The organism is Gammaproteobacteria bacterium, from assembly GCA_016705365.1.
In the GTDB taxonomy this organism is placed as follows: Bacteria; Pseudomonadota; Gammaproteobacteria; order Pseudomonadales; family UBA5518; genus UBA5518.
Genome location: JADIYI010000002.1, coordinates 634,300 through 660,254, shown reverse-complemented (window position 1 = coordinate 660,254; position 25,955 = coordinate 634,300). Strand labels below are relative to the sequence as shown.

Genomic DNA, 25,955 nt, shown 5'->3' with positions numbered 1-25,955 from the left:
CGGACAAAGGCTAACAGAACAGGGGGACGCAAAACAATGATGCCGATGGTGTACCGGGAGGCCTTCGCCGGGCTGCTCAAACGCCGGCACGATGCCGTGTTATCAGCTCGCCGAGCTGTTCGAAAAAGTCCTGCTGGCTGGTGTTGCGCCGCCACACGAGACCGATCGTGCGGTGCGGTGCGGGAGCGCGGAACGGTATGAAGCGCAGATTGCGCGGGGCGTCGCGGGTCGCCATTTCCGGAACCAGTGTGATCCCCAGATCGGTCGCGACCATCTGGATCAGGGTCTCGAGGCTGGTGGCACGGAACTCGCGGCTTTCGTCGATCGCGTTGCGCTTGCAGAATTCCAGCGCCTGGTCGCGCAGACAGTGTCCTTCATCGAGCAGCAACAGGTTGGCGTCCTGCAGGTCGGACGGCCCGACATTTTTCTTGCGCGCGAGCGGATGCCTATCGCTTGCGGCAAGACAGAACGGTTCATCGAACAGCGTCTTGCAATAGAGGTCATCGCCCGGCACCGGCAGCGCGAGAAGCGCCAGGTCGATCTGGCCGCGCCGCAGCCGTGCCAGCAGCAGTTCGGTTTTTTCCTCGAGCAGCAACAGGCGCAGCCGCGGGTACTCGGCATGGATCGCGGGTATCACCCGTGGCAACAGGTACGGGGCAAGCGTGGGGAACACGCCGAGGCGGTAGTGGCCGGCGGTGGGATCCTTGAGGCGGCGCGCAACGCTTTGCAGTTCCTCGTAGTCGCGGATCAGGATGCGGGCACGCTCGACGATCTGTTCGCCCGCGCCGGTAATCAGGACGCGGCGTCCCGAGCGCTCGAACAGTGCCACGCCAAGCTGGTCCTCGAGCTTGCGGATCTGCATGCTGAGTGTCGGTTGGCTGGCATGGCAACGTTCTGCCGCGCGCCCGAAGTGCTGCAGTTCGGCAACCGCAACCAGGTACTGCAGGTCGCGGATGTTCACGCCGGTGCTGCGCTCACAGCAGGTCGTCGACGAGCGAGGCGAGGACGGCCGGATCCTCGATGCGATTCTCGAAATGATAGTGCGGATGATCGATGCCGAACGCGAGCGCAGCGCCGCTGCGTAGCGCGCTAATCACCTCGTCGGTCAGATCGAAACGCAGGAAGTGCACCGCTGACGTTTTCTCCTCGTTGGAGCGTTCCATGTCCTCGTCCGCGGTCGCGGCGATGCGGGTGCCACCGATGTCCGCGTAAACATGATGTTCGACGTGACGCAGGTACTTGAGCTGCACACGACGCTCGTCGGCATCCGCGAACTCGATGAGCATCGTCGCGCGCCAGTCCTTGCCGCCCGGGATCAGCGGATTGTAGGCATCGAGTTCCTGCTGCATGCCTTCGCTGTCGGTGGTCTTCTCGATACGCAGCATTTCGAGGATCTGGTAGAGCACGGTGGTGCGGTTCTCGAACAGCAGCGAGACATTCTCGCCGATCGCGACATAGCGCAGTTTCTTGGTCTGCATGACCTCGCTGCGATAGGCGTCGCGTTGCCGCGCATACTCATCGAGCGGAATCAGGTCGTTCGGTGTGATGGTGTGAATCATGTCGTTAACCTCATTGCATGAATTCGGGATTGACGCCGGGGATGTTCGCTGCAGGCGCGCCGTGAATACATCCCTGCAGGCTTGTGTCGCCGTCCCGGCGACACAATGCCTGCTGCGATCATCCCCGGCGCCACTCCCTCGCGTGGTGCCGCGACGCTCGCTTGGCTTGTGCCGATTCAGATCCCGTATGCCTTGCGCAGCAGCGACAGCGGGTGCAGGGGATCGGTGTCGTGACCGAGGCCGTGGGCGATATGCGAGCCCGCCATCGGGCAGTCGCTGGTATAGGACGTGGGGTCGAACTGCTGTACCTGGCCCACGACCGGCTTCACGATCTTCATCGCGTGTTCGTATGTCTCCTTGCGCACCGCATAGGTGCCATCGTGCCCCGAGCAGCGCTCGATGGCCTTGACCTCGGTGCCGGGGATCAGCGCGAGCACGTCGCGTGTCTTCAGACCGATGTTCTGCACCCGCTGGTGACAGGCCACCTGGTAGGCCACCTTGCCGAGACTGTTCGGGAACTCGGTGTTCAGCAGGCCGGCCTTGTGGCGATGCATCAGGTATTCGAAGGGATCGTAGATGTTCTCCTTCACGGTCCGCACATCGGCATCGTCCGGGAACATCAGCGGCAATTCCTGCTTGAACATCAGGACGCAGGAAGGGATCGGCGCGATGATGTCCCAGCCGGCGCGGATCGCTTCGACCAGAACCGGGATGTTGTGTTCCTTCAGCGCGGCGACGCTGTCGAGATCACCGAGTTCGAGCTTTGGCATGCCACAGCATTTTTCGCCGCTGACGAGTTTGGTCGGGATGCGGTTGTGTTCGAACACCCGCACCAGGTCCTCGCCCATCTGGGGTGTGTTGTAGGTGCCGTAACAGGTTCCGAACACCGCGACCTTGCCGCGCGTCGGACCCGCGGTCTGCGGTTCCTGGGCGCCGGGCTGGTGATTCCTGAGGCGCTTCCTGAGGTGATTGCTCTGGTATTGCGGCACCTTGGCCAGGTGGTGAACGCCAAGCGCCGCTTCGAGGCCCTTGCGCACAAAGCCAAGCTTGTTTGCCGCGTTCACGGTTACATCGACCAGCGGAATGCTGGCGAGGCGCCCGAGCGTGGTGGTGGAGGTGAGGACCTTGTCACGCAGGCTGGCGCCTTCGCGGCGGAACTTGATGGCCTTGGCGCGCAGCATCAGGTGCGGATAGTCGATCGCCCACTCGTGGGGTGGCACGTAGGGGCATTTCGTCTGGTAACACAGGTCGCAGAGGTAGCAATGGTCCACCACGTCCTTGTACTTGCTCTTGTCGGCGCCCTCGAGTTCGAAGGTGGGTGATTCGTCGACCATGTCGAACAGCGTCGGGAACGAGTCGCACAGGCTCACGCAGCGCCGGCATCCGTGACAGATATCGAACACGCGATCCATCTCCGCGAGGCATTTTTCCTCGTTGTAGAAATCCTCGCTGGTCCAGCCGAGCGGGTGACGGGTGGGTGCCTGCAGGCCGCCTTCGCGCGAACTCATCGGCGATTCTCCGGGTTTTGACGAAAGAAAAGGGGACAGGCGGCGGTTGCCGCCTGTCCGGTTGCGCTCAGCGCTCCGACAGGTAGCTGTCCAGCGTGCGCTGGAACTTGCCCGCGTGGCTGCGCTCGGCCTTGGCCAGTGTCTCGAACCAGTCGGCAATCTCGCCGAAGCCTTCGTCGCGCGCGGTCTTTGCCATGCCCGGGTACATGTCGGTGTACTCGTGGGTTTCACCGGCAATCGCCGACTTGAGGTTATGCTCGGTGGCACCGATGGCAAGGCCCGTCGCCGGATCGCCAACCTGCTCGAGATACTCGAGGTGGCCGTGTGCATGACCGGTTTCGCCTTCCGCCGTCGCACGGAATACCGCCGCGACATCCGGTGAGCCTTCGACATCCGCCTTGGCCGCGAAGTAAAGATAACGACGATTGGCCTGGCTTTCGCCGGCAAATGCGTCGGCCAGATTCTTTGCAGTTTTCGAGCCCTTGAGTTCCATGATTACCTCCTGGTGCATTGGATTGGGTCCACGCCAGACGACCCGCCTTGGGTGTTCAAGCCCTTACAGGATACTCTCTGACCGATAAGTTACAACAGTTATTTTCTATATTACCGATAGGTTTTGCCTATCAATTGATTCGGCGCAAATCATATCCACATCGGCACCCGGTACCGCCCGGGGCAGAGCGCCCGATCCGGGTTCCACAGCGAGGCGCGCTAATTCAGTAAACTGTCGCCCTGTCACCCGTGCCCCGGAATTTTCCCGACCATGTCTTTCAGCACAACCGCCTCGATCGTGAACCGCCGTTTTGCCGACTGGGCTCCAACCGCCGCGCTGATCGTCGTCCTGGCGTTTGCGCACCAGTGCCTGGCCGATGATACCGAGAGCGAGTTGTCGCTTCCCGAAATGCAGCAGCGCCTGGCAAGCTACCAGGGCGCCAGCCAGGCGGACCCGCAGAATGCCAAGCTCGCGGAACTCTATGCCGCGGTGGTCGCCAATCTCCAGACAGCGATCGAGTATCGCTCGGAGCAGGAGCGCTTCGATCGTTTGTTCCAGGAGTCGGCGGGCAAGGTCGAGCGCTCCGATCGCGAGCTGCGCGATCTGCAGCGCCAGACGCGCTCGGTAAAATCGCTGTCGCAAAGCGTCGCGATTGCCCGGCTCGAGCGCGTGCTCAGTGATACGCGCGCGAAACTGGAAAAGCTGCGGGTTCAGGACGCCAAGCTGCTCGAGACCATGCGCACCTTGCAGGGACGCAGCGAAGACGCGCGCTTGGAATTGAAGCAGGCGGTTGCGCAGGGCGCCGCGAGCATTGCGCCGGCCGCGCGCGCCGAAGACAGCAAGGCCCTGAGCCAGGCGCGACGCGACGAATGGCGCTCGCGGCAGCTACTTACCGACAGCAAGGTGGCAAAGCTGGAAACCGAGATACGCACCATACCGGAGCGCCTGGTTGCGGTGCGTGCGCAGCAGAAACTGGTGGGCGCACAGCGTGAGCTGGCGGAGCAATTCCTTGCCGAGCTGCTCAATATGGACACGCTGAAGCGCATCAGCGAGGCCGAGCAAGCGCGGACCTTGTTGGCGGAACGCATGGAGTCGATCCAATCGCAGCACCCCGAGGTGTTGGCGTTGAAGCAGGGTCTGATGCAGCTTGCCGACGAGCGCGTATTCGTGGTGACGCGCGCCGAGAGCATCAGCGAAGAACTCAATGAGACCAATGATCGCCTGCGCGAGCTGAAAGCCTCGGCGGACAGCATTCGCGAGCAGCTCACGATCTCGTCGATCGACGATGCGCTCGGGCCGGTGTTGATGGAGCACTACCTGAAGCTCGGAAACTATGATAGTCCGGAATCCAATCTGCGACGCATTTCCGCGATGCTGGCGGCGGCGCGCCTGCGCGGGTTCGAGATCGGACAATTGCTGCAGTCCGAAGTGAGCATGCACGAACGCGTCTACCGGGCCATCGAGGCGACGACCGAGCTGAACGGTGTTCCGTTCAGCAATGGCGAGCGCGAGGCAGCGCTGGCCGCGAGCGACCGCCTGTTGAGCGCGCGCAGCGCCTTGCTCGAGTCGCTGAACCTGGTGCTGGTCCAGGGGACCGAGCAACTGGTGGATCTCGACCAGGCCTATACGGAACAGGCCGAGGTGGCCGAGGACTTCCGCGAGCTGCTCGACCGCAACCTGATCTGGATGAAGTCGCATCGCCCGCTCAACCTCGATGACCTGCTCCATTGGCCAGCGGCTGCCTGGCAGGTGATCCGGGCCGCGAACTGGCGCGGCTTTCCGATGGAACTCGCGCGCGCGGCCCGGTCAAACCCGTTGATTCCCCTGCTTGCGCTGATTTTCTTCGCGCTGCAGCTGCGCTACAGGGGGGTGCTCATGCAGCGCCTCGAGTCGCGCAGCGCACGCAAGATCGGCTGGAGAAACTACCGCTTTCACATGGCGTTCGAGGCAATCGGAACGCATGTTTTCCTGGCCTTGCCGTTGCCGGTGCTGCTGGTGACGCTGGGCTGGTTGAGCGGGCATGCCGAGGAGCCTGATCAGTTGTCGACGGCGTTCGCTATTGCTTGCTATCGGACGGCATTGCTGGGTTATGGTTACCTGGTAATCCGCGAGGCGCTCGGTCCCCAGGGCTTCGCGCGCCAGCATCTGCGCTGGAAGGCCGCCCGCGTGCAGTCCGTCGAGCGTCTGCTCATCACTGCGCTGTGGGTGTTGCTGCCGCTGCTGTTCGTCAACGTTCTGACCACCGAGCTGTCGGCGAAGACTGCGGCGGACCAGTCGTTTCGTATCGGTCTGTTGCTGGTGGCGGCGGCTTTTTTCGTGTTTTCGGTGCTGGTCACGCGCGCCGCGCGTGGAATGTTCAATGCCGCGTTCTTTTCACGCACTCACCCGATATTGCAGCGGATCTGGCCGCTGCTGGTGCTGGCTGTCATCGCATTGCAACCGCTGGCACTGGTACTGGATGTTCTCGGCTACCACTTCACGGCGATCGCGCTGTTGCAGGGCGGTTTCGTAACGATCGTGTTGATCATGTTCACCAAGATGGCGCTCGATACCGGCTTGCTCGGGATCACGATTGCCTCGCAGCGTTCCATTGCAGCCCACGAGGAAGAGCGTGCCGATGGCAGCGATCAGGGCGATTCCACCGGGACCAAGCCAGCAGAGGCCGGCGATGAAATCAACTGGGAACGCATGAATGACAGTGCCGTCGCATTGTTCAACGTGATCATTCTGGGCGGGTCGGCGGTATTGCTGTTGACCATATGGAGCCAGTTTTTCACCGCGCTGCAAGTGCTGGATACAGTGGCGCTGTGGAATTACGAAACCGTGGTGGCGGGCACCGATACCCTGGCCACGGTGTCGCTGTTCGATGCCGGCAAGGCGCTGCTCGTCCTGGTGCTCGGCCTGGTGCTGGCGAAGGGTTTGCCGTCGCTGATCGGCATCGTGTTCTACAGTTTCATTACCAAGAAGGGCGTGCTGTATGCGATCCAGACGGTGCTCGGTTACCTGGTCGCCACCGCCGGCGTGATGATTTCGTTGCAGATGCTCGGGTTCGGCTGGTCCAAGCTGCAATGGATGGCCGCCGGATTGTCGGTCGGTGTCGGTTTCGGCCTGCAGGCGATTTTCGCCAATTTCTTCGCCGGCCTGATCATGCTGTTCGAGCGGCCGGTGCGTATCGGCGACGTGATCACGCTGGGCGAATTCAGCGGGACGATCCAGCGCATCCGCATGCGTGCCACCACGATCACCGATTTCGACAATCGCGAGATCATCGTGCCGAACCAGACCTTTGTGACCGAGCGCCTGATCAACTGGACCCTGTCCTCGACGGTGGTGAGGACGACTTTCGAGGTCGGGATTTCCTATGACGCGGACCCGCGTGTGGCGCGCGACACGCTGCTCTCGATACTCGGCAGCGATCCGCGGGTACTCAAGGAGCCCGCACCCAACGTGGTATTTCGCGAATTCGGCGCCAGCTCACTCAATCTGCGCTGCTTTTTCCATGTCGAGGACGTGGCGCTGCGGTTTCCGGTGCTGAACGATATGCATATGCGCATCACCGAGGTGTTCCGCGAGAAGGGCATCGAAATCGCCTATCCGCAGATGGATCTGCATCTGCGCTCGGTCGACCAGGCGGCGCAGCTCAAGTCGTAAGGGGGACGATACGATGAGCATGGACCGGGAACTCCTCCGCTCGACATGGGCGCCATCGAGGAACGGGTGCTGAACTGTTGCAGGGCAGTGGACCGGCGGGATTTCGATGCGTACTGAATCGCTGGTGCTGTTGTGCCGCGCGGGTTTTGAAAAGGAATGCAGCGCCGAGATCATCGAGCGCCTGGCAACCATTGGTGTTGCCGGATATTGTCGTGCCGGGCAAGGCAGCGGATGGGTCGAGGTGAAGTCGGCAGCGCATTGGGATCCGCTGGTGGCATTCGAGACCTTGCGGCTGAGGGATCTGGTATTCACCCGCGACTGGTTTGCGGGCGTGCCGTTCCGCGATCTCCACCCGGGCGATCGCCTGGCGCCGTTGCTCGCCATGGCACGGGCGCCGGGGCCGTTCATGCAGTGCTGGCTGCAGCACGTCGATACCGAAGACGGGCGCTCGGTGGGACGCCTTGGTACACGCATGCGCGCCCGGGTCGAGGGGGCACTGCAGGAGGCGCGGTTGATCAGGGCGGATGCGGGCGCGCGGTTGCATATCCTGTTTCTGGGCGGGACCGACGGGTTCCTGGGAATCTCGCGCGCCGATAACGGGGCGCTGTGGTCGATGGGCGTGCCACGCCTGCGCCTGCCTGGCGCGCCCAGCCGCTCGGCCGCCAAGCTCGAGGAGGCATTCCTGTGGTTTCTCGGCGAGCGCGAGGCACGCGAGTTGCGCGCGGGCATGAGCGCGGTCGATCTCGGTGCCGCCCCGGGCGGCTGGACCTGGCAGCTGGTACGCCGTGGTATCAGGGTCAAGGCGATCGATCGGGCGGCATTGCGCGCGGACCTGCTGGAAAGCGGCCTGGTGGAACATCTCGAGGCCGATGCATTCAGCTATCGGCCCGAGCGGCAGGTGGACTGGATGGTCTGCGACGTGGTCGACAAGCCGGCACGGGTCGCGGATCTGGTGGTGCGCTGGTTTGTGAACGATTGGTGCAAACGCTGTATTTTCAACCTCAAGCTGCCGATGAAGCAGCGCTACCGCGAGGTATCGACGCTACTCGAACGGATCCTGCGGCGCATCGTCGAGCAGGGCGGAGATGTGTCTTGCGAGGCGCGCCAGCTCTACCACGATCGCGAGGAGATCACGGTGTTCCTGCGCCGGCGCTGAGCGGCCCGTTGCGTGCCGGGCAGGGCATCGCCGATACTTGCGCCCTTTTTTCGCGGAGCACCATTCATGCATATCGCCAAGGACACCATTGCCCGATTCCATTACACCCTGAGCGGAGAGGACGGCATCGGGATCGAGGATTCGCATGCCGGCGAGCCGATCACCTATCTGCACGGTCATGGCAATATCCTGCCGGCGCTCGAGGAGCAGCTGCTCGGAAAGGCGGCAGGCGATACCCTGGAGGTGGCGCTGGCGGCGGAGCAGGCCTACGGTTTGCGCCACGCCGACGCGGTGCAGCGGGTGCCGCTGAAACACATTGTGCACCGGGGAAAATTGCAGCCCGGAATGGTGGTGGGCGTCCAGACCGGGCAGGGTGCACGCCAGGTCACGGTGCTGAAGGTCGGAAAATTCAACGTGGATGTGGACACCAACCACCCGCTGGCCGGGCGTGCGCTGACTTTCGCGATCGAAGTGCTCGAAGTGCGCACCGCGAGCGAGGAGGAGATTGCCCACGGTCACGCCCATGGTGACGGTGGGCATCATCATTGACCCGGGCTTGGACCAACCGCCAGCCGGACAGCGCTACTGCCCGGAATTCGGTGCCAGCCACTTGCGTTCGAGTTCGGCGAGATTGCGCACATGCGAAATCACCACGATTTCGTCGTTGTCGTGCAGCCGCGTGTCCTCGTCGGGAATCATGAATTTGCCGTCGCGATAGAAACAGATCACCCGGGTCATCTCGGGCAGATCGAGTTCGTGCATGTGTGTGGCTTCGTGGCCATGCAGAACAAATGAAAAAACCCGTGCCACATCGCGGATCATGGTGGTCATTTCCAGGACATTGCGCCCTTCGGCCATGTCGAACAATACACGGCTGATCGCGCGCGCCGGGATGACGGTTTCCTCCAGTCCGAGTTCCATGCAGATATGCTCGAACTCCGGATCCTCGATACGGGTCACGACGCGGGCGAAACCGAGCGAGCGCCCGACCAGGCTGGCGAGAATATTGGTCTGGTCGTTGTTGCTGAGGCAGAACAGCACATCGGTGCGGGCGGGATCCAGGTCGCGCAACACCAGCGGTTTGCTGCCATCGCCGTGGATCAGGCCGCAATCGATTTGCTCCGCAAGCGCATCGATGCGTTCCTTGTCGGGGTCGACGATGATCACCTCGTGACCCTGGCCGAGCAGCAGGCGCGCGGTGCGCAGCGCGATCGATCCCGCGCCGAGGATTGCTGCTCTCATCGCCGCCTATCTCCGTAATATCCAGGTGCGGGGGTAGAGTAGCACCAGCAGTGCGAACACCTCCACTCGCCCGAGCAGCATATCGAAGCACAGCAGCAGCTTCAGGCCGGTGGGCAGTGCCGTGCTGCTTATACCGACCGACAATCCGGTGGTGGCCAGCGCGCTGCTCACCTCGAACAGCGAATCCACCGCCGGGTACCCGCAGGCGACAAACACCAGCCAGGAACCGAGCAGCACCAGCACGAACAGCAGCAGCAGAATCAGGGCGTGCTGTATTTCGTCGCCCGACAGCAGGGCGCCACCGAGCTTGTGCGGCACCACGGCGTGTCTCGGCATCGCACTGCGCAGAAAATAGACCTGCAGTACCCGCAGCAGGATCAGGATTCGCAGCAGCTTGATTCCGCCGGCGGTCGAGCCGAGACAGCCGCCGCTCAGCATGGACAGGCACAGCAACAGCTTCGAGATGTCATCGAGTTGCAGCGGGGCGAGGACCGAGAAGCCGGTGGTCGATTGTGCCGAAATGCCGAGCAGCCCGCCCTGCAGCAGCGCTTCGGGCCAGTCGATACCGAGGTTCTGATGCATTCTCCAGGCCAGCAGCAGCGCCCATGCCAGGCACAGGGCCAGCAGCGCGCGGATTTCCCCGTCGCCACCCGCCTGCCTCAAGCCACGTTCGATCACCAGTGCCAGCGGCAGGGCGCCGATCAGGCTGAACGCAATGACCAGGTAGCGACTACCCCAGCCGGGCATATGCCGCAAGCTGTCGGCATACGGCGAAAAGCCACCGGTCGATACCGCCGACAGCGTGTGCAGCAGGGCATCGAAGGGGTCGGTGCCAGTCAATGACAGCACGGCCCATGCGCCGAGGCTCAGCAACACATAGGCGCGCAGCATGTTGCGCGCAAAGCGGCGTGAGGAGTTCAACAGCAAGCGGTCATCCAGCGGGGAGTAGAGCCGGCGCGTCGCGGTGTCTTGTCCGCCGAGCAGTGCGATGCCCAGCACGATCACTCCCAGGCCGCCATACCATTGCAGCCAGGCCCGCGTGAACAGAAAGGTCGCCGGGTAGGCGCCAGGGTCGGCAATCATCGACAGCCCCGTGGTACTGATACCCGATACGGCCTCGAACAACGCGTCGGTGATGGGCATGCCGTTTGCCACGAACGCGAGAGAGGAGAGCGCGGGTGTGATGACGAAGGCCAGCGCCACCAGGACCAGGGCTTCGTTGCGCTGCAACTCACCGTCGATGCCGCTGCGGTGAAGCACGATACCGAGCCCGCAGAACGCCAGCACGATCAGGCTCTGCACCAGGGCGCTGCTCCACTCGCCGAAGAACAATGCGACCAGAAGCGGTGCGCCGTTCATCACCGCGCCAACGAGCAGCAACTGTCCACCGAAGCGGGCGAGGACCCGCGCCCGTACCGGGCGTGCCAGGGTGGCGGGTCCCCCGCTCATCGGCGTATCGCTGCCTCAGCGGGCTCGGCGGCGCCGCGGTGCGCTCAGCAGAAGTGCCGCCCGGACCCCGGATTGTCCGAACCGGGCCATGCGCGAGAAAGCCGCACGGTCGATGGGTACGTATTCCTTGTCGGTCACCGATTCGTCGCGTTCGATCTTGATTTCCGGGTCGTGGATGTAGACGAAGTCGTCGTCGACGGCCGAAACCACGATCCAATGCGGCGCTTTCTCCCGCGTCAGCCGGTAGGAACTGATCAGCACCACCGGCACCTTGCGCTGGTTGAGGCAGCGCTCCATTTCCTCCACCGACAGCGGCTGGTAACTGAGCGGAATTCGCGCCGCGAGCGCCTGCTCGTGGTAGTCGGCATGAACCACTTTCAGGGCGCGCCGCTTGCTTTCGTCACGCAAGCCGTCAATAAACAGCACGCCTTCCCCGTTGAGGAACACTTCCGCCTTGAAGCCGCGCCGACGCGCCGCGAGCGCGAGTCCGCGCGGGCCGCAGCCGCCGTGTCCCGAGGTCATGAACACCGTGGTGGCTTCGCGCCACAGGCGCAGTTCCTCGCGCTGATCGAACGGTGCGGCCGGGTCGAGCGCCTTCATCGCCATCATCAGGCAGGACGCGCCGCAGGTGAACGGCGTGGTCTGGGAGTAGTAGGGAATGGGCAGGTCCGAGGGCTCGCGCTCGTAGAAGCGGATACGCTTCTCGAAGCGCAATGCATCGGTGCCATCTTCGTAATAATCGCTCAGGGTTCCGAACTGGCGGTAGCCCAGACGGGTGTAAAGCCGGATCGCGGCCGGATTGTCGCGCCGCACCTCGAGCCGCAACGAGGCGCAGCCGGCCTGCCGCACGGCCTCTTCTCCGGCCCTGACCAGGGCTTCGGCAATGCCTTGTCCGCGCGAGACCGCATCCACGCAGAGCGAGTACAGCCGCGCGAGCCGCGTGCCGCGCCGCTTGAGCAACAGGATATAACCGACAATACCGTCGGCGGTTTCGGCCAGCAGCAGATGATCGTTGCCACCCTGCAGGAAGCGGCGCAGGCTGCGGCGGCTGAGCCGGTCGGTTTCGAACGCATCCTTCTCCAGTCGCACCAGCGCCTCGAGGTCATCGATCCCGGCCTCGCGCAACCTGGCTGCCCGGGAGACGCTGGTCTTCTCGATCGTCATGCCTGTCATGGGCGTCATCCGGCAATCACGGTATGGGTGACCAGTCTAGCCCCGGGAGCGGATGGCGGGAATAGCGGCAAAATTGGCGGTTGCCACGCTGTGTGTGCCGGGCGGCTCTGCTAACATCTGTGGCGCCATTCCTGTCGGATCAAGCGGACGCCGTGCTCAAGATCATCGTAGACGACCCAGCGGACTGGGGACCTTTCTATCCCAGCGAACATGTCGTTGCCTTTGCCGATTATATTGCGCAGCCCGATGAGGCGATCAAGCAGCCGCTGCGGATCATCAATCTGTGCCGCAGCGATCGCTACCTGTCGCGCGGCTACTATTGCTCCCTGCTCGCGGAAGCGCGCGGGCACCGGGTGCTGCCAAGCGTCGCGACGCTCAATATCCTGCGCAACCGCAAGCTGTTCATTCTCGAGTTCGACGACCTCGAGGAGCGGGTCGATGCCCTCGTTGCCGGGCACTCTCCGGAGCGCCCGGAAGGCTTCAGTGTAAAGAGCTATTTCGGTCGGGTGCGGGAGGAAGCGCTGGCGCCCCTGGCGCGTGATCTGTTCGAGCGTTTTGCCTGTCCGATTCTCGAAATCGAGTTTCGCAAGCGCACGCGCTGGGAGATTGCGGCGCTGACGCCGCTCGGTCCAGCCGAACTCGACGACTCGGAACAGACCGTGTTCGCCGAGGCGCTGGAGCATTACAGCCGCGCGGTGTGGCGACGTCCGCGCGAGCGAACCCGCTATCGCTACGACATGGCGATACTGGTCGATCCGCAGGAACCCCACTCGCCCAGCGATCCCATCGCGATCAAGCACTTCATGAAGGCGGCCAAGCGTCTCGGAATCGCGGTCGACCTGATCAAGCGCAGCGACTACGGCCGCCTCCAGGAATACGATGCGCTGTTCATTCGCGCGACCACGGCGATCGACCATTTCACCTATCGCTTTGCGCAGAAAGCCGAGTCCGAGGATATGGTGGTACTCGACGATCCGACCTCGATCCTGCGCTGCACCAACAAGGTCTATCTTGCCGACCTGCTGAGGCGACACAAGATCCCGGCACCCGACACCCGCATCCTGATCCGCCAGCCGCAGTCGAAATTGCTCGCTTCCGTGGCGGGACTTGCCTTTCCGCTGGTGTTGAAGATTCCCGACGGCTCGTTCTCGAAAGGCGTGGTCAAGGTCAAGAACGAGGACGAGTTGCAGGAGACCCTGAAGGAATTGTTCAAGAAGTCATCGTTGCTGCTCGCCCAGGAGTATCTCTACACCGATTACGACTGGCGCATCGGGGTGTTGAACAACCGTGCGATCTACGCCTGCAAATATTTCATGGTGCGCGATCACTGGCAGATCTACCGCTATGGTGATAAAGGTGCTGTGGACAGCGGGCGCTTCCAGACGCTACCGACCCATGAAGTGCCGCGTCCGGTGATCGAGGCCGCGTTGCGCGCCACGCGCCCGATCGGCAACGGGCTGTATGGTGTGGACATCAAGCAGGCGGGTGATCGCATCGCGGTGATCGAGGTGAATGACAATCCCAGTATCGAGTCCGGCGTCGAGGACCAGTATCTCGGTCTCGAGCTCTATCACCTGATCATGGAAGATTTCCTGCGCCGTCTCGACGAGCAGCGCGCCAACCGCCCGAAATAGCCCGCTTAATGAACCATCCGCCGCGCGATACCTGGCTGTCGCGGCGTCTTCAGGCGCTCTCCGACGAGCTCTCGAGGCATCGCGTGCTGTGGCAGCACGCCGCGTTTCGCGCGCCGGTACTCCCCTGGGAAAGCGACTATCCGCAGCTCGCAACACGTTTGCGCGCGCTGACGCTGGCTGAAGCGGAGGCGCTGCATGGTGATCCGCCGGCGAGCGCCGCGCTGCTCGCCGGCTGGCTTCCGGTCGATCGCTGGTTGTCGCTGGCAGCCGTGGCGCGTGCTCGGCCGCGCCCGCTCGTTGCCTGGCCGCGGGCTTTTGCACGCGATGTGCCGGGGCGCAAGTGGGCGCAGATTGATGCCTTCGTTGCGGTGTTGCGCGATCAGGCTGAGCTGCCTTGCCTCGAGTGGTGTTCGGGCAAGGCGCACCTCGCGCGGGCGCTGCAGCAGCAGTGGAACGGACGCCGGCTGAGCGCACTCGAGAGGAATCCCGTGCTGATCGCACAGGGCCGGGAGCTGGCGCGACGCCATGGCATGCTGATCGATATGCAGCGCTGCGATGTGCTGGATGACGAGGTGCTGTGCCACCTGGCGCAACCGGTGCACGTCGTTGCGTTGCACGCTTGCGGCGATTTGCACCTGCGGCTCTTGCGTTGCGCGGTGGCGGCTACCTTGCCCGCCATCAGTTGCGCGCCCTGTTGTTATCACCTCGGAGCAGCGCAACACTATCAAGCCCTGTCGCGGGCGGCGCGTGCCTCGCCGCTGGCGCTTGGTCGCGGCGATCTGCGCACCGCGGTGCAGGAGACCGTTACCGCACCCGGGCACGCGCGCCGCCAGCGCGCGCGGATGCAGCAATGGCAACTCGGTTTCGATCTGCTGCAGCGCGAGCAGCGCGGTATCGATGAATATCTGCCGCCGCCCTCCGTTTCCGGTGCCGGCGATTTTGCCGCCTATTGCAGGGGCGCGGCGCAGTTTCTGCAGATTGCATTGCCATCCGCTGTTGCGCTGGCGGGATACGAGAGCGCGGGCGCTGAACGGTTTCGGGTGGTAAGCGCGCTGGACCTGGTGCGGCACCGGTTTCGCAGGCTGCTGGAATTGTGGCTGGTGCTCGACCGGGCGCTGTTTCTTGCCGATCACGGTTACCGGGTCGAGGTAACGGAGTTCTGCGCGCGGGAACTCACGCCACGCAACCTGCTGATCCAGGCGCGCGCGGGCTAGTTCGTCGAGCTGATCGCGGGCAAGCGTCTGAGCCCGAGCCTGATCAGGCCGATGCCCAGCAGGGCGGAGACCGTGGAGCCGAGGATGATCCCCGCGCGCTCGTCCACCCGTATAGCGGGGTCAACGAATTCGAATGCCAGCGAGCCGATGAACAGGCTCATCGTGAAGCCGATGCCGGTGAGGCAGGCGACGCCCGTGAACATCACCAGGTTGCCGCGGTCGGGCAATCGCGCGCAGCCGAGTGCGATGGCAATCCCGCTGAACAGCAGCACACCGAGCGGTTTTCCGAGCACCAACCCGAGGGTCACGCCAAGCGGGATCGGCGCAAAAAACGCCTCTGGCCCGACGCCGATGAACGTCACGCCGCAATTGGCCAGCGCAAACAGCGGCAGCACACCAAAAGCCACGCTGGAATGCAGTTCTTTTTCGAGCCGGCGCAACGGCGATTGCCCGGTGCTGTCCCTGAGCGGAATGAACATCGCGAGCAAGACTCCTGCGAGCGTTGCATGGACGCCGGATTTGAGTACCGAGAGCCACATGATGGCGCCGATCAGCAGATAGGGCACCATGGAGTCGACTTTCGAGCGATTGAGCGCGAACAGGCACAGCAGGCAGGCAGCGGCCAGGGCCAGCGACAGCGGTGCGAGCTTCACGGTGAAGAACAGCGCAATGATGATGATCGCGCCCACGTCATCGACGATCGCCAGCGTGACCAGGAACAGTTTCAGCGAGGTAGGCACCGATTTTCCGAGCAGCAGCAACACGCCGAGCGCAAATGCGATGTCGGTGGCCGTAGGGATCGCCCAGCCACGCATGGCAATGGCGTCGTTCCAGTTCACCAGCGAATAGGTGAGTGCCGGCACCAGCATGCCGCCGACCGCGGCAAAAGCGGGGAGGGCGATTTTCGACGGCGTCGAGAGTTCACCCTCGAGGATCTCGCGTTTGAGTTCGAGTCCGATGGTGAAGAAAAAGATTGCCATCAGGCCGTCGTTGATCCACAACCGCAGCGGTTTCAGCACCATGAAATCCCCGACACGTACCTCCACTTCGATTGCGAACAATGCGTGATAGGCACCGGCGAGCGGGCTGTTGGCGAGCAGCAGCGCGATCACTGCCGCGGCGATCAACAGCATGCCGCCCGCTGCTTCGTGGTGGATGAAGTTGCGTATCAGTTTCATGGTCTGGTTCAGCATCCGTCCGGTTGCACGCAAGTTTTGCGGAGGTACCCGGGCAAGCGTACCACGCAGTGCTTGTCGGCGGGCAATGGCATGCGTGCAGGAGAAACTCTGTGGCATCATGCGTGCCGTTTGCATCGGCGTGCCGCCGCAAAAGAGCAACACCTGAATCGGGAGGGCGATCGTGACAGATATCGGGAATCGGGAGTATTGCGTATGGTGCATGCGGGCAATCGCGTTGCTGCTGGCCGGCAGCTTGCTTTCTGCATGCGGCGACGGCGAGCCCGTGCGGCGCGGCACGGAAGGCTCGACGGGCACCGGCGCGGGCGCCGCGCAGGCGCAGGTCACGACGCAGCAGGTGCTGAACTGGAATCTCGCCGATCTCTACACCGATGCGCAGACCTGGCAGCGGGAATACGCCGCTCTCGACGTGGAACTGGTCCGGCTCGATGAGTGGCGTGGCAGACTCTGCACCGATGCCGCGACACTTGCCGATGCCGCCGGCCTGGCGTCGCGCCTCGGCAAGCGGGTGATGCGCCTCTACGTGTATGGGCAGCTGAAGGCGGACGAGGATACGCGGGTGCAGGCCAATCTCGCGCGCTTCCAGCTGGCCAAGCAGATGTACGTGCGCTACGGGGAGGTGGTTGCATGGATGAGCCCCGAGATCATCGCGGCCGGCGCCGAGCGGGTCGAATCGTTCATTGCGACGGAACCGCGCCTGGCAGTCCACGCGGTGATGTTGCGCGACAGCCTGCGCAATGCCGCGCATACGCTCGACGCGAGTGGCGAGCGCATCCTGTCCGCGGCCCGATTGCCGCTGTCGGGGGCGCAGACCATCTACACGCAGATGTCTGCTTCGGATATTCCCTGGCCAAGCCTGCTGATCGATTCGAGCGAAGTGCGCATCGACAACCAGGGCTACGGCCTGCACCGCCGGAACCCGGATCGTGCGGTCCGGCGCCAGGTGTTCGAGAGCTTTTTCGGAACCTGGAAGCAATACGAATCCGTTATCGGACAAACGCTCGCCTCGCAGGTGCAGGGGCAGGTGTTCGCGGCGCGGATGCGCAATTTTGCCAGTGCGCGCGAGGCCGCGCTGTTTGTCGACAAGCTGCCGGTATCGATCTATGACCGCCTGATCGAGCAGGCGCATGCGGGATTGCCGGTGCTGCATCGTTATTTCCGGCTGCGCGCACGGATGCTGGGTGTTGATGTTCTCGCCTACCACGACATCTATCCCGATCTGGTGAGTCTGCCTGAACCCGGCTACACGCTCGAGCAATCGAAAGTCATTACCCGCCGTGCGCTGGCGCCGTTCGGACCCGAGTATCTCGCGGTGCTCGACCGGGGGTTCGCAAGCGAGTGGATGCATGCGTTTCCGCAGGAAGGCAAGCGCAGCGGTGCGTACGTGTTCGGCAGTGCCTACGATGTGCACCCCTATGTGCTGCTCAATCATCAGGATGACTTCGACAGTCTGTCGACGTTTGCCCACGAGTGGGGTCATGCGGTGCACTCGGTGTTGTCCAACCAGGGCCAGCCCTGGGAGACCGCAGGTTACGCGACATTCGTGGCCGAGATGGCATCGACGATCAATTCGATCCTGCTGCTGCAACACCTTCAGGCCAATGCAGACAGCGAGCAGCAGCGGCTGTATTTCCTGGCGCAGGAACTCGAAACCTACCGTGCGACCTTTTTTCGCCAGGCCATGTTTGCCGAGTTCGAGGCCGCGATACATGCGGCGGCCGAGGCTGGCGAGGCGCTCACCGGGGAGCGTTTCAGCACGATCTATCTCGAGTTGTTGCGCCGTTACCACGGCAGCGATGAGGGGGTGATGGACATCGACCCGGGCTATGCGCTGGAGTGGGCCTATATCCCGCATTTCTATCGCAATTTCTATGTATTCCAGTATGCGACCTCGGTTACCGCCTCGACCGCGTTTGCCAGCCGGCTGACGGGGCCCGATGCGGCGCAGGCGCGCGAGGATGTGATCGGCATGCTGCGCAAGGGCAGCTCGGAGTACCCGCACGACATGTTCGTGGCTGCCGGCGTCGACCTGAGCGAGCCCGCTCCCTACCAGGCGGTATTTGCGCGCATGAATGCGATCATGGATGAAATGGACCGACTGGTAGCGGCAGGCAGCCCCCGCAGCTTGTCTTCCCGGGGGTGAGCGTAGCCATGATCAGGCCGTTCGTTGCACCGTGGTGGATTCGAGATATCCGTCAAGCGCAGTCAGCAGTGCCTGGCGTTCGGATGGCGATTCGCGGGTGTGGCGGAACACATGGCTTGGATGGGGTTCGCGATCGAGCCAGAATTTTCCGCTCGAGCGCGCGGCCTCGGTTGCCGCGCACAGCCACACGATCGTGTCGGCGCCCTGGGCAGGGCTGCGCAGGGCGCCGCGGGTCAGCCGGTGGAATGTCGGCAGCGAACTCTCGACACCAGGCGTGTCTGCCCAGCCCGGATGCATGGCGTTGACACATATGCCCTCATCCTTCCAGCGATCGGCCCAGACTTCGGTGAGGATCATCAGCGCACGCTTGGCGCGGGCATAGGCAAGCGCTCCGGAATATTTGCCGCTGCGGCTCTGCAGATCATCGACCTGCACCCGCTGCGAGTACATGCCACCGGACAGCACATTGACCACGCGCGCCGACCCGGCGCTCGCCAGCAGCGGGTGAAGGCGTTCGGTGAGAATGAATGGCGCCAGCAGCAGCAACGCGAAACTCAGTTCCAGTCCTTCCGCGCTGAGTTGCCGGGGATTGAACAGCGCGCCGGCATTGTTGACCAGGATGTCGATCGGCTCACCACGCTCGAGCAGGCGATCGGCCAGCGAATGCACCTCACGCATCAGGCCGAGGTCGGCAATTTCGATCTGCACGCGTTCGTTGCCGGTCTGTTCGCGGATCCGGCGCACCGTTTCCCGCGCTTTGCCCTGGTCGCGCGCCACCAGGGTGATCTTCGCTCCGAGCGCTGCCAGCGCCAGTGCGCTGGCTTCCCCGACGCCGGAGGTCGCACCGGTGATCAGGGCATGGCGATTTGCCAGGAACGCGGAGACCGGCTTCCAGTTCTTGCGCGCGCTGCGGTAACCGGCACGGGTAAAGCGCCAGATGCCAGGCAGCAGCAGGCGATCTCCGATCGCCCGTGCGGTGGATTCCCGCGGTGCCGGGAATCGATCCTCCAGCGCAGCCTTCAGCCCCTGCATCGCGCTTTTTCCGACACGATCCATCAGCGAAGGAAACAGTCGTGAAACCAGAGCCAGCGGCGCCGGGAAATCGAAGATCGCGACATAGCGTACGCGCGTGACTTTGCCCTGGCGACTGAACGTGATTTCTTCCCTTGCACTGAAAATGCGCGACGAGACCGCCATAAGCATGCGTTTGCCGGGCTCCCAGCCGATCACGCGGTAGTGCAGCGAAAAGCCCGCTTTCATGTCGATCCGGTATTCGCTGCCGAGCCCGGGCGCTCCTTCGCTCAACCGGGTGCCGTGCAGCACTGCCGGATCCCATTCCTCGATGCGCGAGAATTCCGCAACATAGGCGAACACTTCGTTCAGCGGGCGTTCGACCTCGATGGTCTCGTCCAGGGTCAGTTCACGATTCATGAGCGATGCACTCCACAATCTGCCGAGCCGGTTGTACGCATTCGCGTCGTGATCGGTTCATTGCGCGCGAGAGCGGGCTCCCGTGTCGCAGGCGGATTGCCATCGTAGCGGTAGCTGATTTCCACGGTCAGCGACGAATCATCGCCGTCTTCGAGATTCGACAGCCCGCGGTAGATTCTCAAACGCTTTTGCTCATCGTAGCCGAGCGTTATCGGGGCGACGAACGGGCGCAGCCATGCCTGTGCCGCAGAGATACGAAACCAGGCGCTCGTTTCCGGGTAGCCCTCGGGTGTGTCCATCCGCTGGATCCGCAGCCTGAATGCCTGTAGTCGGGCGGGAAGCGCGAAGTCGAAGTCGATTCGCTTGCCGCCGATCAGGGCGCCCCATTCAGCCTGCACGAAGCGATTGAACCCGGAGCTTGCGACCAGGCTGTCGGGCTGTCTGAGGGCGCGCGCCTGCCCGTTGCGTATCAAGGTGTATACGCCATTTTCCCAGCGTGCGCCGAATCGTGTTCCATCGCGCAAATCGTGCTGCTCGAATGCCGGTGCATTCTGGCTGCAGGCATAATCGAGGCGTTGTTCGGCGATCAGGGTGCCCTCGGGCGTGCGGTACTCGATGTGTTGCCAATGGGTATCGCTGGTGTGATGTTCGCGATAGGCCTCGGTCTGTTCCGGCAGGCGCAGCGCAACGCCCTCGATATACTCGAGCGATACTGCCGGCAGATGCCAGAGCAGTAGGGTTGCGCCCAGCGCAAGATCGCGCGGCGTCTTCACGGGTCGATTCCACGCTTGTGGATCCACAGCAAAAGCGGCAGCAGTGCCATCCATGCCGGTGCCATTGCCAGCGCGACCTGCCAGTGCGCCAGCCCCGATTGCGCGGCCCCGAGCGCGAGGCCGGCGTAGTAACTTGCCGGTCCGAAGACGGCGCCGAGCAGTGCGGCGAGCCGCAGGCGGCCATGCAGCCAGGAAAGCGACTGCCCGAGCGTGGCTGCAAACAGCAACCAAAGCATCAAGAGCCAGACCGGCAGCGGGCCGATTGCCGCGCCCCCGAAGCTCAGCAGTCCGGCGTATTGCCACGTCATGTCCAGCGTGACGCCGATGCCGGCACAGATCAGCATCAGGGCTGCCTCGCGGCGCGGCGTGCCGCACAGCGCGAGATGGATTGGCAGGAAGATTGCGGCCGCGGCCAGCGCCCATGCAGTACCGCCGATGACACAGGCAAACCACCCGCCCTGGAAGGCGATGGCATTGAGCAGCTTGCGTTGCGTGCTCATGGCGCGGAAAGCGCCGCCACGCCGAGGGCGCGAAAGGCCTGCAGTACCTGTTCGCGCGCAATCCGGGTGTCGATTATCGGTGCGGGGTAGCCGGTGGCGAGCAGCTCCGGGTGACCCGGCTCGAGCAGGGCAGCCGTCGTTACCCCGGCGAGTTCGGGCACATACCGGCGCACGAACTCGCCCTCGCGGTCGAAGCGCTCGGCCTGCCGGACCGGGCTCAGCACGCGGAAGTAGGGCGCGGCGTCGGTGCCGGTGGAAGCGGACCATTGCCACCCGCCGTTGTTTGCCGCGAGCTCGCCGTCCACCAGCTGGTCCATGAACCAGCGTTCGCCGATACGCCAGTCGATCAGCAGATACTTGCTGAGAAACATCGCGCACAGCATGCGCAGGCGATTGTGCATCCAGCCACGCGCGAGCAGCTGGCGCATTCCGGCATCAACCAGCGGAAAGCCGGTGCGTCCGCGTTGCCATTGGTCGAGCGCCAAGCCGGCACCACGCCAGGGAACGCCATTGGTATCGGCGCGAAACGGCTGGTTGCGGCTGACGCGCGGAAACGCGACCAGGATATGGGTATAGAACTCGCGCCAGACGAGTTCGCCGAGCCAGGTCTGTACGCCGCGTTGACCGCTGTCCCATTCGCCGTGATTGGCGGCAAGCGCTGCCTGCATGCAGCGGCGCACCGAAAGTACGCCGCTGGCCAGATACGGTGACAGGCGCGAGCTGCCATCGAGCGCGGGGACATCGCGATCTTCGTGGTAGCGCTCGATTCGGTGCGCGACGAAATCCTCCAGTCGCTGCCGGGCGCGGTTTTCGCCGATCGGCCACCAGTCCCGATCGAGCGAGCCGGGCGGCGGGTTCCAGGGCGGTACCGGCGGAGGCTCGATCGGGGTGCGCAAGGGGGGCGCCGGGAAGCAGGGAATGGCTGCACCACGCACCACGTCGAGCCAGGCACGGCGAAAGGGGCTGAACACGCGAAACGGAGCGCCTTGCCGGGTGAGCACGCTGCCGGGTGCCAGCAGCGTGAAGTCGTGCAGTACACGCAGCTTCACCCGATGTGCGGCAAGCCGGACCGCGACCCGTCGGTCGCGCGCACCCTCGTCGACGCCGTACTCGGCGTTGGCCAGCACGCGCCTGGCGTTGTGGTGAAGCACGAAAGCCGCCAGTGCGCCCGGCGCATCATCGAGGCGCGGTGCGTGTTCGATGTGCAGCGCGATGCCCCGTGCCGCCAGCGCGGTGCGCAGCGCCAGCACATGTTGCCAGACGAACAGCTGCTTGCGCGGCCCCCAGTGATGCGTGCGCCATTGCCCGTCGGCGAGCAGGAATACCCCGATCACGGGCTCGCCGATTTCCAGCGCGGCGTTGAGCGCGCTGTTGTCGTCGACGCGCAGATCGCTGCGAAACCAGACCACCGATGTCATCGGGCAGCGGGTGCACGGTACAGCGGTTTGGCGAACAGGAACTGCGCGGTGCCGACCGCCCGTTCGCGGAATCCACCTTCGCAGTAGCTGAAGTAATAATCCCAGAGACGCATGAAATCGTCGCCGTAACCGAGCGCTCGGATCGCATCTCCGTTGCGATGGAAGCGCCGGCGCCATTCGGCCAGGGTGTCGGCGTAGTGGGCGGTGATATCCAGCGTGTCCAGGAGCTGCATGTCGGTATGCTCGCCCGCATGCCCGATGAGCGCGCTGCTCGATGGCAGGAAACCGCCAGGAAAGATGAATCGCTGGATGAAGTCCACATTGCGTTGCGCGCGCTGGTAGCGTTGGTCGGGCATCAGGATCGATTGCAGCAGCATCAGTCCGTCGGCTTTCAGCAGCCGTGCGCAGCTGGCAAAGTAGCGTGCCAGGAAGCGATGCCCGACGGCCTCCACCATCTCGATCGACACCAGTTTGTCGTACTGGCCTTCGAGTTCGCGGTAATCGCTCAGCAGTACCGTTACGCGCTCCTCCAGGCCGGCATCGCGAATGCGCCGGGTGGCGTAATCATGTTGCTGGCGCGAGATCGTGGTCGTCGTCACGCGGCAGCCGAAATGGCGTGCGGCGTATTCGGCCATGCCGCCCCAGCCGGTGCCTATTTCCAGCAGATGGTCCGTGCTTTTCAGCTCGAGCTTGCGACAGATGCGCTCGAGCTTGCAGCGCGAAGCCTCCTCGAGCGAGGCATCGGCACGGGGGAAAATGGCTGCGGAATACATCATGCCGGGATCGAGGAACTGGGCGAACAGCTCGTTGCCGAGATCGTAATGGGCTTCGATATTGCGGCGTGAACCGGGCACATTGTTGCGATTCAGTGCATGCAGCATTCTCAGCGCGAGTCGCTGTAACACCGAGCTGCTGTCATCGAGGGTGTTGAGCAGCTCGATGTTGGCGGCCATCAGTTGCATGACTTTCAGCAGATCGTTGGTACGCCAATGCCCGTGCACCCAGGATTCGGCCGCGCCAATACTGCCGCCGCTGGCCAGTTCATGGTAGAAAGCCTCGTTGACGACGAACACCTGCGCCACCAGATCGCTGCGCTCGTCACCGCTACCGAATCGATAGACGCCATCGGCGTCCTCGATTACCAGGCGTCCGCGCGGCAACTTCCTGATCCGGCGGAAAATCTGTTCGCGCGCAAAGCGTGCCTGCCATGAGAGGCGCCGAGCCGTTGCCGGCAGTGCCAGTTCCCGGGTACTCGAATTCATTCTGTCGGCTCCTTGCTCACGGATGCGGTTTGCGGGTGCGGGTAAAACGGGATCCTCTTCAGCAGCAGGCGCATGGCTTCGAAGTAGATCGCGGCGGCAATGCGCAGGCTCATCAGCGGGAAACGGAGCAGCAACAGGCGTGCGAGTGCCCTGTGCGTGAGAGGCTCGCGCCGCAGGCTGAGAGTCGCGTCGAACACCTTTTCGTGCTCCAGATGATTCTCGAGATGGATCGTCAGGCGCTCGCCGGGCCGGCGACTGCGCCAGTCGTAGTGCATACCCATCGGATTGAACGGCGAGACGTGCAGCTTCTTGGCGAACTGCGCGCGTAACAGCGGACCGGCCCCGGAAGCGGGCAATACATAGGCGTGGCGCTCGTTCCATGGCGTACTGGTGACTTCCGCGACCACTGCCTCGAGCGTTCTGCCATCGCTGCCATAACAGTAGTAGCAGGAGATCGGGTTCATCAGTACGCCGAAATAGCGCAGGTTGGCCAGCAGCATGACTGGTCCCCGCGGGCGCGCCCCGGTTTCGATTTCGACCAGATCGCGCACGCAATCCGCCAGTGGACGGTTCGGGTCGCCGAGAAAGTCCCCGCGCCTGAACCAGCCGGGAGCCGGTCGCGTTGCGGACCACAGCCAGCTGCCCCTGAACAGTTCCGGGATTCGCTCCACATCGAGCAGCAGCATGAACAAGCGATAGCGGAATGCGTGCGCGACCGGGCGGAAGCGCCGATGACGCAGTTCGCCGCTGTAGATGGCGCTGCGGATCACCACTCGACCCCCAGTGCATGCGCGACGCGCAGCGCACTCGTCACGCCATCCTCGTGAAATCCGTTGCCCCACCAGGCGCCGCAAAACCAGGTGCGCCGGGTGCCGTTGATCTCGGCCCAGCGCGCCTGCGCCCGGATGCCGTTTACGCTGAATACGGGATGACTGTAATTGTAGCGGCCGAGAATGCGGGCCGGGTCGATCGCGGAAGTGTCGTTGAGGGTCACGCAGAACGTGGTGTCGGCATCGAGCTTCTGCAGGATGTTCATGTCGTAGCTGAGCACCGGCAGTTCGCCGGCGCCGGCTCGCACCCGGTAGTTCCAGCTCGACCAGGCGCGGCGCGAGCGTGGCAATACCCGCGTATCGGTATGCAGCACGACCGCGTTGTCGCGATATGGAATCGCCTCGAGGATGCTGCGCTCGGCGGTGGAGGGCCGGTCCAGCAAGGCCAGGGCCTGGTCGCTGTGACACGCCAGGATGACCTGGTCGAAGCGCTCGATGCGTCCGCTGCGGGTACCGAGCTCGACCTGCTCTGCCTCGCGCACGATGCGGATCACCGGATCATTGGTATGTATGGCGGATGCGAAGCGTTGCTTCAGCGGGTCGAGATAGGAGCGCGAGCCGCCGACGATGGTGCGCCACTGCGGGCGGTCAGCGATGCTGAGCAGGCCGTGGTTGCGGAAAAAGCGGATGAAAAATTCCACCGGGAACGCATCCATCTGACGGGTTCCCGATGACCAGATCGCGGCTCCCATGGGAACCAGGTAGTCGTCGCGAAACTGCGCGCAGTAGCCACCCTCGTCGAGGTATTCGCCAAGCGTCATGCCGTCGGGGATGCGACCCTGCTCGAGATCGCTTACCGCGCTGCGGTTGAAGCGCAGGATATCCCGCACCATGGCCCAGAATCGCGGCCGGAGCAGGTTGCGGCGCTGCGCGAACAGGGTGTTCAGATTCGATCCGGCGTATTCGAGCCCGCTGAGATCGTTGCTGACGCTGAAGCTCATCTCGGTCGCTTGCGAGGCTACGCCGAGCTCGCCGAGCAGGCGGATGAAGTTCGGATAGGTGCGATCGTTGAATACGATGAAGCCGGTGTCGATTGCGAAGTGCTGTCCTGCGACCGTGACATCGACGGTCGCGGTATGCCCGCCGATGCGCGGCTCGGCCTCGAATACCGTCACCTCGTGGCGACGGCTCAACAGCCAGGCTGCGGTCAGCCCGGAAATCCCGGCTCCTATCAGCGCGATTCTCATCAAACGACTCCATCCAGCATGGCGGCTTGCGGTTGCGGCTTACGCTCGTCGCGTTCTGCTGGATCAGTGCTCGCTGAAGTGATCTGCCTCCTGGCGCGTTGCGTATCAACGGTCGAACCATCATGTGTTGCGGAGA

General features: G+C 63.6%; 21 protein-coding genes. 6 read left to right on the top strand and 15 right to left on the bottom strand.

Annotated features, from left to right (window positions below):
* Positions 1-76: 76 nt before the first annotated feature.
* From IPF49_03145 to IPF49_03130, 4 genes are all read right to left on the bottom strand, one after another.
* Positions 77-961, bottom strand: coding sequence for a LysR family transcriptional regulator (locus IPF49_03145; GenBank protein ID MBK6286643.1), 885 nt, complete (start codon positions 959-961; stop codon positions 77-79).
* Between the two features lie 13 nt (positions 962-974).
* Positions 975-1,559 carry a DUF3501 family protein gene (locus tag IPF49_03140; GenBank protein ID MBK6286642.1) on the bottom strand — a complete coding sequence of 195 codons (585 nt, stop codon included), beginning with the start codon at positions 1,557-1,559 and terminating at the stop codon, positions 975-977.
* A 176-nt stretch (positions 1,560-1,735) separates the two neighbouring features.
* The gene (locus IPF49_03135) at positions 1,736-3,067 is read right to left on the bottom strand and encodes a Fe-S oxidoreductase (protein ID MBK6286641.1); all 1,332 of its coding nucleotides are present in this window, start codon (positions 3,065-3,067) and stop codon (positions 1,736-1,738) included.
* Positions 3,068-3,134: 67 nt separating this feature from the next.
* Positions 3,135-3,560, bottom strand: a complete 426-nt coding sequence (locus IPF49_03130; GenBank protein ID MBK6286640.1) for a rubrerythrin — start codon at positions 3,558-3,560, stop codon at positions 3,135-3,137.
* A 270-nt stretch (positions 3,561-3,830) separates the two neighbouring features.
* On the opposite strand from IPF49_03130, the gene IPF49_03125 reads away from it, so the two are divergent.
* The 3 genes from IPF49_03125 (at position 3,831) to IPF49_03115 (ending at position 8,916) form a co-directional block, all read left to right on the top strand.
* The gene (locus IPF49_03125) at positions 3,831-7,211 is read left to right on the top strand and encodes a mechanosensitive ion channel (GenBank protein ID MBK6286639.1); all 3,381 of its coding nucleotides are present in this window, start codon (positions 3,831-3,833) and stop codon (positions 7,209-7,211) included.
* 106 nt (positions 7,212-7,317) lie between these two features.
* Positions 7,318-8,367: a 23S rRNA (cytidine(2498)-2'-O)-methyltransferase RlmM gene (gene rlmM / locus IPF49_03120; protein MBK6286638.1), complete on the top strand. Its 1,050-nt coding sequence runs from the start codon at positions 7,318-7,320 to the stop codon at positions 8,365-8,367.
* Positions 8,368-8,433: 66 nt separating this feature from the next.
* Positions 8,434-8,916 carry a peptidylprolyl isomerase gene (locus IPF49_03115; protein ID MBK6286637.1) on the top strand — a complete coding sequence of 161 codons (483 nt, stop codon included), beginning with the start codon at positions 8,434-8,436 and terminating at the stop codon, positions 8,914-8,916.
* 33 nt (positions 8,917-8,949) lie between these two features.
* Here the strand turns inward: IPF49_03115 and IPF49_03110 are convergent, their stop codons facing one another.
* The 3 genes from IPF49_03110 to IPF49_03100 are packed head-to-tail and all read right to left on the bottom strand — an operon-like array spanning position 8,950 to position 12,222.
* Entirely contained in the window at positions 8,950-9,609 is a 660-nt protein-coding gene (locus IPF49_03110; GenBank protein ID MBK6286636.1) for a TrkA family potassium uptake protein, read from the bottom strand.
* Positions 9,610-9,615: 6 nt separating this feature from the next.
* A complete protein-coding gene (locus IPF49_03105) occupies positions 9,616-11,058 on the bottom strand; it encodes a TrkH family potassium uptake protein (protein ID MBK6286635.1) in 1,443 nt (480 codons plus the stop codon).
* A gap of 15 nt (positions 11,059-11,073) precedes the next feature.
* Complete coding sequence (locus tag IPF49_03100) at positions 11,074-12,222, bottom strand: peptidase C39 family protein (protein ID MBK6286634.1); 1,149 nt, start codon at positions 12,220-12,222, stop codon at positions 11,074-11,076.
* Positions 12,223-12,362: 140 nt separating this feature from the next.
* On the opposite strand from IPF49_03100, the gene IPF49_03095 reads away from it, so the two are divergent.
* A complete protein-coding gene (locus tag IPF49_03095) occupies positions 12,363-13,865 on the top strand; it encodes a RimK family protein (GenBank protein ID MBK6286633.1) in 1,503 nt (500 codons plus the stop codon).
* An 8-nt stretch (positions 13,866-13,873) separates the two neighbouring features.
* On the top strand, positions 13,874-15,079 hold the full coding sequence (locus IPF49_03090; protein ID MBK6286632.1) for a methyltransferase: 1,206 nt from the start codon (positions 13,874-13,876) through the stop codon (positions 15,077-15,079).
* Here the strand turns inward: IPF49_03090 and nhaA are convergent.
* Positions 15,076-16,257: a Na+/H+ antiporter NhaA gene (gene nhaA / locus IPF49_03085; protein MBK6286631.1), complete on the bottom strand. Its 1,182-nt coding sequence runs from the start codon at positions 16,255-16,257 to the stop codon at positions 15,076-15,078. The genes IPF49_03090 and nhaA overlap by 4 nt on opposite strands.
* Before the next feature lie 181 nt (positions 16,258-16,438).
* On the opposite strand from nhaA, the gene IPF49_03080 reads away from it, so the two are divergent.
* On the top strand, positions 16,439-18,418 hold the full coding sequence (locus IPF49_03080; GenBank protein MBK6286630.1) for an oligoendopeptidase F family protein: 1,980 nt from the start codon (positions 16,439-16,441) through the stop codon (positions 18,416-18,418).
* A 12-nt stretch (positions 18,419-18,430) separates the two neighbouring features.
* Here IPF49_03080 and IPF49_03075 read toward each other — a convergent pair whose 3' ends face one another.
* From IPF49_03075 to IPF49_03045, 7 genes are read right to left on the bottom strand one after another with little or no spacing between them, the layout of a single operon-like run.
* Positions 18,431-19,849, bottom strand: a complete 1,419-nt coding sequence (locus tag IPF49_03075; protein MBK6286629.1) for an SDR family NAD(P)-dependent oxidoreductase — start codon at positions 19,847-19,849, stop codon at positions 18,431-18,433.
* Entirely contained in the window at positions 19,846-20,622 is a 777-nt protein-coding gene (locus tag IPF49_03070; protein MBK6286628.1) for a hypothetical protein, read from the bottom strand. Before IPF49_03070 ends, IPF49_03075 begins: the two co-directional genes overlap by 4 nt.
* Entirely contained in the window at positions 20,619-21,122 is a 504-nt protein-coding gene (locus IPF49_03065; protein MBK6286627.1) for a DUF2878 domain-containing protein, read from the bottom strand. Before IPF49_03065 ends, IPF49_03070 begins: the two co-directional genes overlap by 4 nt.
* On the bottom strand, positions 21,119-22,540 hold the full coding sequence (locus IPF49_03060; GenBank protein ID MBK6286626.1) for a deoxyribodipyrimidine photo-lyase: 1,422 nt from the start codon (positions 22,538-22,540) through the stop codon (positions 21,119-21,121). Before IPF49_03060 ends, IPF49_03065 begins: the two co-directional genes overlap by 4 nt.
* Entirely contained in the window at positions 22,537-23,802 is a 1,266-nt protein-coding gene (locus IPF49_03055; GenBank protein ID MBK6286625.1) for a class I SAM-dependent methyltransferase, read from the bottom strand. The genes IPF49_03060 and IPF49_03055 overlap by 4 nt, the downstream gene beginning before the upstream one ends.
* On the bottom strand, positions 23,799-24,572 hold the full coding sequence (locus IPF49_03050) for a DUF1365 domain-containing protein (GenBank protein MBK6286624.1): 774 nt from the start codon (positions 24,570-24,572) through the stop codon (positions 23,799-23,801). The genes IPF49_03055 and IPF49_03050 overlap by 4 nt, the downstream gene beginning before the upstream one ends.
* Positions 24,569-25,819 (bottom strand): FAD-dependent oxidoreductase, encoded by a 1,251-nt coding sequence (locus tag IPF49_03045; GenBank protein ID MBK6286623.1) that lies wholly within the window; start codon positions 25,817-25,819, stop codon positions 24,569-24,571. Before IPF49_03045 ends, IPF49_03050 begins: the two co-directional genes overlap by 4 nt.
* Between the last annotated feature and the right edge of the window lie 136 nt (positions 25,820-25,955).

What these genes read in the sequence shown, in the direction of transcription:
- IPF49_03110 (MBK6286636.1), bottom strand. Translation starts at nt 9,609, where the DNA reads ATGAGAGCAGCAATCCTCGGCGCGGGATCGATCGCGCTGCGCACCGCG.
- IPF49_03060 (MBK6286626.1), bottom strand. Translation starts at nt 22,540, where the DNA reads ATGACATCGGTGGTCTGGTTTCGCAGCGATCTGCGCGTCGACGACAAC.
- nhaA (MBK6286631.1), bottom strand. Translation starts at nt 16,257, where the DNA reads ATGAAACTGATACGCAACTTCATCCACCACGAAGCAGCGGGCGGCATG.
- IPF49_03075 (MBK6286629.1), bottom strand. Translation starts at nt 19,849, where the DNA reads ATGAATCGTGAACTGACCCTGGACGAGACCATCGAGGTCGAACGCCCG.
- IPF49_03065 (MBK6286627.1), bottom strand. Translation starts at nt 21,122, where the DNA reads ATGAGCACGCAACGCAAGCTGCTCAATGCCATCGCCTTCCAGGGCGGG.
- IPF49_03135 (MBK6286641.1), bottom strand. Translation starts at nt 3,067, where the DNA reads ATGAGTTCGCGCGAAGGCGGCCTGCAGGCACCCACCCGTCACCCGCTC.
- rlmM (MBK6286638.1), top strand. Translation starts at nt 7,318, where the DNA reads ATGCGTACTGAATCGCTGGTGCTGTTGTGCCGCGCGGGTTTTGAAAAG.
- IPF49_03055 (MBK6286625.1), bottom strand. Translation starts at nt 23,802, where the DNA reads ATGAATTCGAGTACCCGGGAACTGGCACTGCCGGCAACGGCTCGGCGC.
- IPF49_03130 (MBK6286640.1), bottom strand. Translation starts at nt 3,560, where the DNA reads ATGGAACTCAAGGGCTCGAAAACTGCAAAGAATCTGGCCGACGCATTT.
- IPF49_03100 (MBK6286634.1), bottom strand. Translation starts at nt 12,222, where the DNA reads ATGACGATCGAGAAGACCAGCGTCTCCCGGGCAGCCAGGTTGCGCGAG.
- IPF49_03045 (MBK6286623.1), bottom strand. Translation starts at nt 25,819, where the DNA reads ATGAGAATCGCGCTGATAGGAGCCGGGATTTCCGGGCTGACCGCAGCC.
- IPF49_03105 (MBK6286635.1), bottom strand. Translation starts at nt 11,058, where the DNA reads ATGAGCGGGGGACCCGCCACCCTGGCACGCCCGGTACGGGCGCGGGTC.
- IPF49_03115 (MBK6286637.1), top strand. Translation starts at nt 8,434, where the DNA reads ATGCATATCGCCAAGGACACCATTGCCCGATTCCATTACACCCTGAGC.
- IPF49_03090 (MBK6286632.1), top strand. Translation starts at nt 13,874, where the DNA reads ATGAACCATCCGCCGCGCGATACCTGGCTGTCGCGGCGTCTTCAGGCG.
- IPF49_03140 (MBK6286642.1), bottom strand. Translation starts at nt 1,559, where the DNA reads ATGATTCACACCATCACACCGAACGACCTGATTCCGCTCGATGAGTAT.
- IPF49_03125 (MBK6286639.1), top strand. Translation starts at nt 3,831, where the DNA reads ATGTCTTTCAGCACAACCGCCTCGATCGTGAACCGCCGTTTTGCCGAC.